Raw genomic sequence first — 11,802 nt, 5'->3', positions numbered from 1 at the left:
TACCACCCACAAGGAATTTGTTACTCTTCTTGACACGCTATACAAATTTAATAAATGTTTTTCGGCAGTCGGGATTTCTTTTTCTTTCTTGGATTCTTTTTTGATATTTTTCAAGTATAAAAGGCTCTAAACCCTTCGTATATCAGCAAAAAAACTTATAATTTCTTATCTTGTCTTTAATGAAGTAATGTCCCAAAGAATTTTTACTGACTTTTTACTGTAAGCCAATTTTTTTGAAAATATTATCGACGTTCTTCAAGTGATACGTATAATCAAAACATGCTTCGATTTGTTTTTCTGTTAATGTTGAAGTGATCTTTTCTTCTTGTTCAATCAATGTACGGAAATGTGTTGCTGTTTCCCATGCTTTCATTGCATTTGGTTGAACGATATCGTATGCTTCTTCTCGACTCATTCCTTGATCAATTAATGATAATAAAACACGTTGTGAGAAAATCACCCCATACGTACGATCGATATTACGCTTCATGTTATCAGGGAACACGGTTAAATTTTTCACGATGTTACTAAAACGAGTTAGCATATAGTTCAGTGCAATCGTCGCATCTGGTAAAATAACACGTTCAGCAGATGAATGAGAAATATCACGTTCATGCCATAAAGAAACATTTTCATAAGCTGTCATCATGTAACCACGAATGACACGTGCCATTCCCGTCATGTTTTCCGAGCCAATTGGATTTCGTTTATGTGGCATTGCCGAAGAGCCTTTTTGCCCTTTCGCAAAGAACTCTTCTACTTCCCGTGTTTCTGTTTTTTGTAAACCACGGATTTCTGTTGCGAATTTTTCAATTGATGTTGCAACTAAAGCTAGTGCTCCTAAGTATTGCGCATGTCGATCACGTTGTAAGGTTTGCGTAGAAACTGGTGCAGCTTGAAGTCCTAGCTTTTCACACACATATTCTTCAACAAATGGATCAATATTCGCATATGTTCCAACCGCTCCTGATAATTTCCCTGTTTCAATGACTTTGCTCGCTGCATTAAAACGTTCCAAGTTTCGTTTCATTTCTTCATACCAAAGTGCCATCTTTAGGCCGAATGTTGTCGGTTCTGCGTGAACACCATGCGTTCTTCCCATCATTACGGTATGTTTGTGTTCGATTGCTTTATTTTTTAAGATTTCAATAAATTGTTCAATATCCCGACGAATAATATCATTTGCTTGTTTTAATAAGTAAGATAGCGCAGTATCGACAACATCTGTGGATGTAAGACCGTAATGCACCCATTTCTTTTCTTCACCAAGTGTTTCCGATACAGCACGGGTGAATGCAACCACGTCATGACGTGTTTCTTCTTCAATCTCTAGGATTCGTTCGATGTTAAAAGAAGCGCCTTTACGTATGTTTACAACATCTTCTTTTGGAATAATTCCTAATTCACTCCACGCTTCACAAGCAAGGATTTCTACTTCTAACCACGCGTTATAACGATTTTCATCTGTCCAAATTGCACCCATCTCAGGTCTTGTATAACGTTCAATCATTTTGTTTTCCTCCTAATAACTGTCTCTATTCAATTTCAATCATTTGTTTTTGTAGTAAGTTTTGTACTAATTCTTCTCGGTCGTTCGCGACATATGTAACATGACCCATTTTTCGTTTCGGAGCCATTTTATCTTTCCCATACATATGAATGTGTCCTGTATTCTCATCTTGATGTATCTCTTCAAAGAATGACGCAACATCTTGCCCCAGTAAATTCACCATAACAGATGCACCATGAAAATAGACAGGTAATAATGGCAATCCACAAATGGCCCGAACGTGTTGTTCAAACTGTGATACATTGCACGCTTCTATTGTATAGTGCCCAGAATTATGCGGACGTGGCGCAAGTTCATTGATGTAGATGTTATCCCCCCGGACAAAAAGCTCGATCGCAAATGTCCCGACCACATTAATCGTTTCCGCAATGGCTTGAACCGCTTGATGCGCTTTGGTCTTCACAGTATTTGATACTTTTGCCGGCACAATCGTTGTATGAAGAATATGATCTCGGTGGATATTTTCTCCGATCGGGAAATACTGAATCGAACCATCTATACCTCTTGTGAACACAATCGATATTTCTTTATCAAAAGCAATCCAAGCTTCATAGATTAATCGTTCACTTTTTGCTAATAACTGTTCTGCTTCCGCTAAATCATCGGCTGAGCTTAGCTTCACTTGTCCTTTGCCATCATATCCACCACGACATGTTTTTACAACCGCTGGAAAGCCGATCGTTTCAACTGCTTTATTCAACTCATCCTTGGATTGGATAATCGCAAATGGCGCAACGGACTGTCCACTATCAACCATTGCTTGTTTTTCTTTTTCACGATCTTGGGTGATGGCTAATGAATTTGCTCCTTGTGGTAAGATACCTGCTTCTTCTAAATATGTTGCGGCTTGTAAATCAACATTTTCAAATTCATAAGTTACTACGTCACTTTTTTCTGCTAATTGTTTCACAGCGGAAAGATCATCATAAGCGGCGATAATTTGATCATCCGCAAGTTGACCAGCAGGGCAGTTAGGCGTTGGATCAAGCACTACAATTCGATAGCCCATGTGACGAGCTGTTGTCGCCATCATCCGACCTAATTGTCCTCCCCCGATGATTCCGATCGTTGCACCAAACAATAATCTATTTGTTTGCAAGTTCGTCCCTCATTTCTGCTACATTCTGTTTCATTTCGTTTTGATAATTTGCTAAACGTTCTGCTACAGTTTCATCAAATGCACCAATCATTTGCGCAGCCAGAATGCCGGCATTTTTAGCTCCTGCAGTACCAATTGCTACTGTCGCAACAGGTACACCACCAGGCATTTGTACAATGGATAGTAAGGAATCCAATCCATTTAAAGCCTTTGATTGCACTGGCACTCCAATTACAGGTAGGGTGGTTTTTGCGGCTACCATTCCAGGTAAGTGTGCTGCACCACCAGCTCCTGCAATGATGACCTTCAGACCCTTCTCGCGAGCTTGTTCTGCATATGTAAACATATCTTCCGGAGTTCGATGGGCAGAGATTACCTCTTTTTGATACGCAACCTCTAGTTGATCAAGGACCTTACAAGTATGTTCCATCGTTTCCCAATCTGAAATACTTCCCATAATAATACCTACTTGAGCCATGATTCTCCCCTTTTCTTTCTTATATTTTTTAGCCAATCCTTTTTCTCTTCGTCTGTATGAAAAAATCTACAAAAAATGCCTATTCATCCTCTAATAAAAGAGAGAAGATGAATAGGCAATAACATTCATAGCGCCAAAGAAATAGCCGTTTGAAGAGCAAGCTCCCCGAACCGCATATCTCACATTTTATATGGAGAAACCATACAAAACAAATAACATTGCAACATTCATCTATGTGATATTTTTTATAAAATCTTCACTGTTTCGTGTTCAAAAACCATTATAAAATGATTTATCACGAACCCTTCAGTTTAGAAATAAAAATGATTTACTCCATAGATCAATGTTACAATATTTCATCTTCCCTCATAGTCCGTTATTTACGGTAACGGGTAGAAACGCTTGAGCCGTATTCTCAAAATTATATGAGGTAAGTTTCAATTGATAAGCTTTTCACTGCATGTTAATGATACCAAGGAAAGCCTTAAACGTCAATAAAAATCGAACAATAAAATGCACTTTGTAATTAATGTTCGTCTTTAGCTAAAACTGTATCAAAAATGATTTGCTTAGCAATTGGTTCTACATGGTTCACTCCTGTTTTTTCTGTTGTTTGAAAAATAGGTTTTTCTGTTCTTCTTACTGGAAGATAACCTGCTTTTTTTATTCGTTCCAGACATTCATCAATCGTTTCCTTTTCCTCCATCTGAAATCGTTTCTTCGATGGTTTCTTCTGCTTTGATTGCCTCTTGTTGTTCGGCACTTTTTTTGATCCTCGCTTTCTTTACTTGTTTTACCCAGAATCCTCCGTTTATTTGTTTCGGCTCATAGGAAATAATAAATGCTTTCGGGTCAATCGTCTTAATCGTTTCATATAAACTTAACTCATATTTCCGCGGTGTTAAAATTTGCATCGATAAACGATCCCCATCCATTCCATATGCGTACCAACTTGTCACGCCATACCCTTTTTCGCGGAGTTGTTTTGTGAAAGTAATATCAGGATCTGAAGAAATCACATTAACCGTAATATAGCCTAAGGCAAGCTTTTCCTCTATTCGGGAACCTACAATGACCCCGATCCCATAACCTAGACCATAGGCGAGTAAATTTTCGATTCGATCTAAGTTATCCAATACGAGTCCTAAACCTAGTGTATAAATCATAATTTCAAACGTACCAATCGCTGCCGCTACATAGGTTTTTCCTTTTAACGTTAAAATCACCCGGATTGTAGCAAACGATACATAAATGATATTAATTGCTAAAATAATACCAATTACAACTATTGCATTTTCTAACATCAAATACCTCCATCATTACATCATCGTATCTTTTATTGTACATGATTGTGAACACTGTGAGAAGTAATGCAGATTGTTGAAAAGAACGTTTCATCTGCACCTCTTCATTTGGGTAGGCATACACTATCTTTAGTAATTACGCCTTATATCCCCCCCATTTATAGGATAAAGTGAAACTTCAATCAGTGGGGGTTTTAGCTATCCCCCCACTGATTGTTAGTTGAACCATTCGGGGTGCTAGCGGCCGTTACTCCCACTTACACAACTTGGTAGTCTCCTTGTTTTGAAGTGGGAGTCTTACGGACGGTTGCTCCAAGATAAATTAACTTAATTTTAGGAGGAGTATTTATGCAAGCAGAAGAAACGCAAAGTCTTGAAAGTGAAGATCATCAATTTTGGAGTGAATTTGATGATATTCTGATCAAGCCACCCGTTCCAAAAACAAAACTTTTTCAAGAAAATAAAGAAATAACTTGTTATGTTAGCTTACCCGATGTCCAAGCAGTTAATGACATGACGATAGATGTTTATGATCATTACTTACAAATCACAGGAGAGGTTACACGGAAAAATACGAATGAATCGGATATGGAAAAACATCATCCATTAAACCAGAAAATCGCTTTACCTTTTCCAGTGGAGCGGGATAAAATAGGCGGACGATACCACGAAGGATTATTAGTCTTACGTCTTTATCGATTGAATCAAAAAGACTAGCAACTTAAACGGTTTTCATAGAAGAATTTTGAGAAAGTAAATCAACATATGCATGTTTTAGAAGATCAAAATAATGAAAAAACCATGCACTGCGGATCATTAAGATCGAGCATGCATGGTTTTTTATACGGTTATATTTAAGCTAAGAAGACAAAGTAAAGAATAAAGACAACAAACAAGAACCACATAATTGGGCTAACTTTTTTCGCTTTACCTGTTGCTACCATTGTAATTGGGTAGAAGATAAATCCGATTGCAATACCGTCTGCAATACTGTATGCCAATGGCATCATGATTACAGTGAAGAATGCAGGGACTGCAATTTCAAATACATCCCAGTCGATCTCTTTTAACGTGGAAGCCATCATAATTCCTACAATAATTAAAGCCGGAGCAGTAACTGCTTCTGTTACTACGTTTAATAACGGAGAGAAGAATAAAGCTAACAAGAAAAATCCAGCCGTAATTAATGATGTAAATCCTGAACGACCACCAACACTAACCCCTGTTGCAGACTCTACATATGCCGTAGTTGTTGATGTACCTAGGGTAGCACCAATTACCGTTGCAGATGAATCTGCCATTAGCGCTTTACCAGCACGTGGTAATTTATTATCTTTCATTAGACCTGCTTTTTCTGCTACAGCTACTAATGTACCTGCAGTATCAAAGAAGTCAACGAATAAGAATGTTAAGACGATCGTAACCATTTGCCAGTTAAATAAGTCACCTAAATTCATAAATGCTTGACCAAACGTTGGCGATAAGTCAGGTGCTCCACTTACGATTGCAGTTGGCATATCGATTAATCCAAAGATAATTCCAACAATTGATGTGATTACCATTCCGTAGAAAATACCACCATGTATTTTTAACGTAATCAGAATAACGGTAACGATTAATCCGAAAATTGCTAACAAAGTAGGACCATGTGTAAAGTCTCCAAGCGCAACCAACGTTGCATCATAGCCAACGATAATTCCAGCATTTTGGAAACCAATAAATGCGATAAACAAACCGATACCTGCTCCTACAGCTAATTTAAGTGTTGGAGGAATTGCATTAATAATTTTTTCACGAATTCCAGAAAGCGATAAAACAACAAAAATAAGACCAGAAACTAAAACAGCACTTAATGCTGTCTCCCAAGGGATACCTTCCCCAAGAACCACACTATAAGCAAAAAACGCGTTCAATCCCATACCCGGTGCTAATGCAATTGGATACTTTGCATATAATGCCATGATTAATGTAGCGATTGCAGCAGCTAATGCTGTCGCTGCAAATACTGCATCACGATCCATACCTGTACCTTCAGCTGCTAATGTGTTTGGATTGACAAACAAAATGTAAGCCATTGATAAGAACGTTGTTAAACCTGCAAGAAACTCGGTACGATAATTTGTTCCTAATTGATCAAATTCAAAAAACTTCTTCATTTTCCTCTTCCCTTCTTTTCGTCGCGAAAAAAAGCACACACTTAATCGGTCGGATCAAGAGTGCACCTCACTAGTCAGAAGATTGAAATAGATGAAAGATAAATAAATAGATAGTATAATTCCTTCTATTCTTCTGCGTAGTCAGACCATTTACGGTGGTCAGGTAGAAACTCTAGAGCCTTATTCTCAAGATTATACGACGAATTGTTCTATTATTTTCATTACTTTTTTATCATACTAAGGAATATTGCCCACGTCAACCCTAAAAACGAATGTTAAACAAAAAAACACAACCAACGTTCGGTTATGTTTCAGAAATGTTGTATATTTTTGGTTTAAAGGTTCATATTTTTCTATTTACACTTCTTCACTATAAAAAAACAGGGATTTCACACGGGCTTTAAACCTTTTTTTGTGTCTGAGTGGCACTCCAGTTACAGACGCTCGCTTTCCACAGGCGCGGCCTCAGCTAACTTGGTAAAGAAAAGCACTTTACCAAGTGGATCTTCGGACTCGTGGGACTGCGATTACTCCTCCCATCAGAGAGATTCGCTCATCCCGTTGGAGTCGCAGTCTTTCACTTCCGTTCTCACATATTTTTAAGAACGAAATCAAGAAGAAGATATCTTTTTTCATTAGGAAGCATAAGGGAATACGCGACGAATCTTAGGTAACACCAAGTATTTTCGATGGGACGAGTAACCGCATTCCCAAATGTTTTTTAAAACAATGACCTCTGAGAAATTACAAAATCTATTGCATCTATTTAATGATAAAACACCTTAAATACCACTATATAGCCAAAATTTTTTAAACTCCCTCTATATTCTTTCTTATCTTGTAAGAAAAATCAGGGAAAGCAACCATCAGATCAAACTATAATTAAAAAATAGTACGAGCTCTTACTACAAATAAACTTCACTGTTTATTTGTTTATTCATTCGATTTTAATGCCTCGATCATGTCTACTCCCTTTAATTTTCTATGCATGATGCCCATTACAACAGTCGAAAAGACAACGGTTAGGATCGCTGCATATACATAACTGGTCCAGTGTAATGAAGGGTTAAACATCATATTATCCATCGACGCTGTATCGAGTACAAAGACGTGAAGCAACCGCCCAATGCCGGCGCCGACTACAATGCCCATTAAAGTTAAAATGATATTCTCTCGATAGATATACATCGTTACTTCACGATCATAAAAACCAAGTACTTTAATAGTAGATAATTCACGAATCCGCTCCGACACATTAATATTCGTTAAATTGTACAGAACAATAAACGCTAATATTGCTGCGGAGATGATAAGAACAACCACAACAATATTTAAACTTTCCATCGAATCGTCAAACGTATTAATAATCGTAGAATTAAAAGAAGTTGTTAAAACTTTGTCTTGTTGGGTTAATTGTTCAGACAATTGGTCTTCCCAAGTTCTCTCCTGATCATAAATTAAAAGATCGGCATTAAATGTTGGCAACTCTTCTCCAAAAGTAGCTTGATACGTATCCTCCGTCAAATACAAATAATGACCGGTATAATTCTCCACTACTTGAGCAATGTTCACTTGATATACTTCATTATCTGTATCGGTCAATTCGATTGAATCACCTGCTTGTAGACCAAAAAGATCTGCAAGTTTTTCGGTAACGATCGCACCATCATTGGATAATTCATACGTTTCTTCAGAACGACGATCCATTAATGAAACAAAATCAGTAAAGGAAGCTGGCGTTTCTGGAACCATGAGATAAACTTCTTGAATGTTGTAGCCAGGCTCCCGAACTTCAAACGACTCCTGATACACAGCTAACCGCTGATCAATTTCAGATTGATTTTGAATGAACTGCTCGTATTCTTCCTCCGCACCTTCATAAGTATCTTGATCAAACACGACCATTGCATCGTACTTGATCACATCGCCATATTGCAAGGAAGTTAATCCTTCTACCGCACCTTTTAACCCAAAACCTGTTACAATCAGAGCTGCACAACCAGCAATACCAAAAACGGTCATGAGCATTCTTTGCTTATAACGGAACAAGTTTCTTGCGGTAACTTTTTCAATAAAATTCAACCGATTCCATAATGGCGTTATCCGCTCGAGTAGAATTCGTTTTCCTATTTTCGGTGCTTTCGGACGCATCAATACAGATGGTGAACTTTTTAAATCCTTTCGCAAAACAGCCCATGCTGTTACGATTGTACACGTTAATGCAATAGCTGCAGATAAGAGCGTGTAGAATAGGTAACTTGAGACGATTAAGTCTGGTAAATTATACAAAATCCGATATGCATTATAGATGATTCTCGGAAACAGTTGATAGCCTAGAATTAGCCCTAATACCGTACCGAGTGCACTTGCTAAAATCGCATACAAATAATATTTTAGTGAGACTTGCCAGTTTGTATACCCTAATGCTTTTAGTGTCCCAATTTCTCCCCGTTGTTCTTCAATCATTCTCGTAATTGTCGTTAAGGTTACCAATGCGGCAATCGCAAAGAACACACCAGGAAAAATAGTAGCTAACGCCGATAAACGATCCGCATTATCCGCATATTCAACAAACGCAGCATTATCTTCCCGTGACGTTACGTAATACGTTGGTTCTTCTAATTCGCTCAACTCATCTCGCGCGTCCTCAATCTCTGCTTCTGCTTCCGTTATTTCTTCTAATGCAGATTGCTGTTCTTCCTCAAACTCAGCTAATCCTTCTTGATACGCAGCTTCTGCTTCCTCTAACGTCGCTCTTTCATCTTCCAGTGTTGCAAGACCTTCCTCATATTCACGGATACCAGCTTGTAGATCTTGATATGCCTGATCTAACTCTGCTTCACCGGATGCTTTTTCTTCTGCTAATCGAACAGCTTCAGCCGCTAATTGTTCCTGTGCTTGATCTAGTTCTCTTTGTCCAGCCTCTAACGCTTCTCGGCCAGCAAGTAGTTCTTGTTCTTGCCTTGCTAATTCCGCTTCTGCTGAATCAAGCTGTTCCAAACCAGATTCCAGTTCAGCCATCACTTCCGCCATCGCTTGTTCAATCATTGTATCGCTAATTGTTCCTTCAAAATAGCCCGTTAGCAATTCTCCAAGTGTTACATCACCTAGTGGAATGTTATTTGTCTGCTCAATTATTTCTTCCCGAGTCTCCTCAGGTATTTGATCAGGGGAGACAGCAAAAATCGATTCGAGTTGTTGTTGCACAGTTGTAATGCGTTCGATTTGATTTTCTAATGTTTGGCGCTGAGCATCTATTTCAGCTTCGGCAGATCCAAGTTCCCGGAATCCATCCATTATTATCGCTCGCTGATTTGACAGTTCCGCTTGCTCTCGCTCCAACCTTTGCTCTGCCTCTTCTATTTCTTGCTCTGCTTGAGCAATTTCCGCTTCAAACAAAGCTAAATTGTCTTGATACGCTTGTTCGCCTTCTTCTAACTCTATTTTCGCATCGGCTAATTCTTGTTCTGCTTGCTCTATTTCCTGATAACCTTGTTCAATTTGCTCTCTTGCATCATCCAATTCCGCTTCCGCATCTGCTAGTTCTGCTTGACCTTCCGCTATCTCTTGTTCCGCTTCTGTTAACGCCTCTTCTATTTCTTCTCGCAATTCTCGGAAACGTTCTGGCGCATGTTCCTCCAATTGTCTCTCTAATTCCGCTTGATGTTCTCTTGCTTTTTCTTGATAGACATCACTATAGGTATCTATCCCTGCAAGGTCGGAGAAAGTTAAATAAGCATCTGTATAAACAGGTAGATCAAAGTCTTCTTCTAAAATAACACCAAATGCATCTAAAGTTCCTCGGCCGACGGTTGTACTGCCGCGCTGATCTTCGGTAATATACATCGGACTGTTGACAAAACCAACTACCGTGTATTCTGTATGTTTAAACTGCTCCGTTAAATCACTATCACTAGAATCAGAAAACAAATGAATCGTATCGCCAATTTCATAGCGATCTCGCATTAATTCACGATTATCTAATGCAATTTCTCCACTGTTTTCTGGTAGCCTTCCACTTTTCGTCACATATTGATTTAGTTCCTGCTCCGGATGATAACTAAAAACCCTCATTACGAGACGGTTCGATCCTGCTAGCACATCTTGACTGTACCCTGCCTCGATCCGCGCCACAGGTTCATATGCTGCTAGTAAGTTCAAATCCTCTTCTTCTAATCCAAGGGTGGACTGGATCCGAGCATCCATGAAATGCTGATCCTCATAATACTGATTTGCCGTATTCAGCATATTAGGTCCAGAAGCTTGCAATCCTGCAAAAAAACTAACTCCTAAAAGGATTAAAAATAATATGGATAAAAATCGAGCTTTTGAGGTTACGATTTCTTTGAAAATAATTTTTGTTAGCGCCGTGTTTTTCGCCATCTTCTTTTCCCCCATTACCATTCGATCTGATCCACAGAGCGTGGTTTAGGATTCAGAATAGTATCACGGACTTTCGCGTCATTAATATAAATAACGCGGTCAGCCATCGGAGCGATTGCGGAATTATGTGTGATAACAATAACAGTCGTTCCAGTATTTCGTGCAGTTTCTTGTAATAATTTTAAAATTTGCTTTCCTGTTTCATAATCTAACGCTCCCGTAGGTTCATCACAAAGTAATAGTTTCGGATTTTTAGCTAGCGCACGCGCAATCGCAACCCGTTGTTGCTCTCCCCCTGATAATTGGGACGGAAAATTATCGACTCGATCACTCAACCCTACATCCGCTAATACTTTGTCAACATCTAACGCATTCGGAGATATTTGTGTTGCCAGTTCTACATTTTCTTTTGCTGTTAAATTCGGAACCAAATTATAAAATTGAAAAACAAAACCAACATCATCACGACGATATTTGGTCAACTGTTTGGACGTGTAGGTTGCAATATCTATTCCATCAATAAGGACTTGCCCTTCATCTGGTTTATCCATCCCACCAAGAATATTCAGTACTGTAGATTTTCCAGCACCACTTGGCCCTAAGATCACCGTAAACTCACCTTGTTCTATTTCAAAACTAATACCATTATTAGCGACAATTGTACTTTCGCCCATCTGATATCTTTTATATTCTTCAATCATTTTTACATAACTCACAAACATCCACCTTTCAGCACTAGCGAAGATCCCTTCATTTTTCTTTATCTTATTATACTATACTTTTCTAAATATAATGTCGTTCAGACTTACAAG

The 11,802-nt window shown here is 38.5% G+C and carries 9 protein-coding genes and 2 riboswitches; of the genes, 1 reads left to right on the top strand and 8 read right to left on the bottom strand.

Translation table 11 applies throughout. The features are described 5' to 3' along the window. Positions 1–214 precede the first annotated feature (214 nt). From purB to OWO01_RS13955, 5 genes are all read right to left on the bottom strand, one after another. Entirely contained in the window at positions 215–1,510 is a 1,296-nt protein-coding gene (gene purB, locus OWO01_RS13975) for an adenylosuccinate lyase (protein WP_268781081.1), read from the bottom strand. A 25-nt stretch (positions 1,511–1,535) separates the two neighbouring features. Beyond that, positions 1,536–2,669, bottom strand: coding sequence for a 5-(carboxyamino)imidazole ribonucleotide synthase (gene purK, locus OWO01_RS13970; RefSeq protein ID WP_268781080.1), 1,134 nt, complete (start codon positions 2,667–2,669; stop codon positions 1,536–1,538). Continuing rightward, complete coding sequence (gene purE / locus OWO01_RS13965; RefSeq protein ID WP_268781108.1) at positions 2,656–3,147, bottom strand: 5-(carboxyamino)imidazole ribonucleotide mutase; 492 nt, start codon at positions 3,145–3,147, stop codon at positions 2,656–2,658. Before purE ends, purK begins: the two co-directional genes overlap by 14 nt. 349 nt (positions 3,148–3,496) lie before the next feature. Beyond that, positions 3,497–3,596: riboswitch (purine riboswitch) on the bottom strand. A gap of 77 nt (positions 3,597–3,673) precedes the next feature. Then, positions 3,674–3,853 (bottom strand): NETI motif-containing protein, encoded by a 180-nt coding sequence (locus OWO01_RS13960; protein ID WP_268781079.1) that lies wholly within the window; start codon positions 3,851–3,853, stop codon positions 3,674–3,676. Continuing rightward, a complete protein-coding gene (locus OWO01_RS13955) occupies positions 3,831–4,451 on the bottom strand; it encodes a DUF2179 domain-containing protein (RefSeq protein ID WP_268781078.1) in 621 nt (206 codons plus the stop codon). Before OWO01_RS13955 ends, OWO01_RS13960 begins: the two co-directional genes overlap by 23 nt. Positions 4,452–4,799: 348 nt before the next feature. On the opposite strand from OWO01_RS13955, the gene OWO01_RS13950 reads away from it, so the two are divergent. Beyond that, positions 4,800–5,168: an Hsp20/alpha crystallin family protein gene (locus tag OWO01_RS13950; protein ID WP_268781077.1), complete on the top strand. Its 369-nt coding sequence runs from the start codon at positions 4,800–4,802 to the stop codon at positions 5,166–5,168. A 137-nt stretch (positions 5,169–5,305) separates the two neighbouring features. Here OWO01_RS13950 and OWO01_RS13945 read toward each other — a convergent pair whose 3' ends face one another. The 3 genes from OWO01_RS13945 to OWO01_RS13935 all read right to left on the bottom strand — a co-directional run bounded on the left by OWO01_RS13945 (position 5,306) and on the right by OWO01_RS13935 (position 11,706). Further along, positions 5,306–6,607, bottom strand: coding sequence for an NCS2 family permease (locus OWO01_RS13945; RefSeq protein WP_268781076.1), 1,302 nt, complete (start codon positions 6,605–6,607; stop codon positions 5,306–5,308). A 118-nt stretch (positions 6,608–6,725) separates the two neighbouring features. Then, a riboswitch (purine riboswitch) is annotated at positions 6,726–6,827 on the bottom strand. A gap of 713 nt (positions 6,828–7,540) precedes the next feature. Further along, positions 7,541–10,990, bottom strand: a complete 3,450-nt coding sequence (locus OWO01_RS13940) for an FtsX-like permease family protein (protein WP_268781075.1) — start codon at positions 10,988–10,990, stop codon at positions 7,541–7,543. Between the two features lie 14 nt (positions 10,991–11,004). After that, positions 11,005–11,706 carry an ABC transporter ATP-binding protein gene (locus OWO01_RS13935; RefSeq protein WP_268781074.1) on the bottom strand — a complete coding sequence of 234 codons (702 nt, stop codon included), beginning with the start codon at positions 11,704–11,706 and terminating at the stop codon, positions 11,005–11,007. Positions 11,707–11,802: the final 96 nt, after the last annotated feature.

This window comes from Natronobacillus azotifigens (assembly GCF_026805325.1).
Lineage (GTDB): Bacteria > Bacillota > Bacilli > Bacillales > Amphibacillaceae > Natronobacillus > Natronobacillus azotifigens.
The sequence above is the reverse complement of the archived record's forward strand: the minus strand, read 5'-3'. Positions and strand labels throughout refer to the sequence as shown.

Bases quoted from the DNA above. Each gene is read 5' to 3' on its own strand.
- purB (WP_268781081.1), bottom strand. From the start codon at position 1,510: ATGATTGAACGTTATACAAGACCTGAGATGGGTGCAATTTGGACAGAT.
- OWO01_RS13955 (WP_268781078.1), bottom strand. From the start codon at position 4,451: ATGTTAGAAAATGCAATAGTTGTAATTGGTATTATTTTAGCAATTAAT.
- OWO01_RS13960 (WP_268781079.1), bottom strand. From the start codon at position 3,853: ATGGAGGAAAAGGAAACGATTGATGAATGTCTGGAACGAATAAAAAAA.
- OWO01_RS13945 (WP_268781076.1), bottom strand. From the start codon at position 6,607: ATGAAGAAGTTTTTTGAATTTGATCAATTAGGAACAAATTATCGTACC.
- OWO01_RS13950 (WP_268781077.1), top strand. From the start codon at position 4,800: ATGCAAGCAGAAGAAACGCAAAGTCTTGAAAGTGAAGATCATCAATTT.
- purE (WP_268781108.1), bottom strand. From the start codon at position 3,147: ATGGCTCAAGTAGGTATTATTATGGGAAGTATTTCAGATTGGGAAACG.
- OWO01_RS13940 (WP_268781075.1), bottom strand. From the start codon at position 10,990: ATGGCGAAAAACACGGCGCTAACAAAAATTATTTTCAAAGAAATCGTA.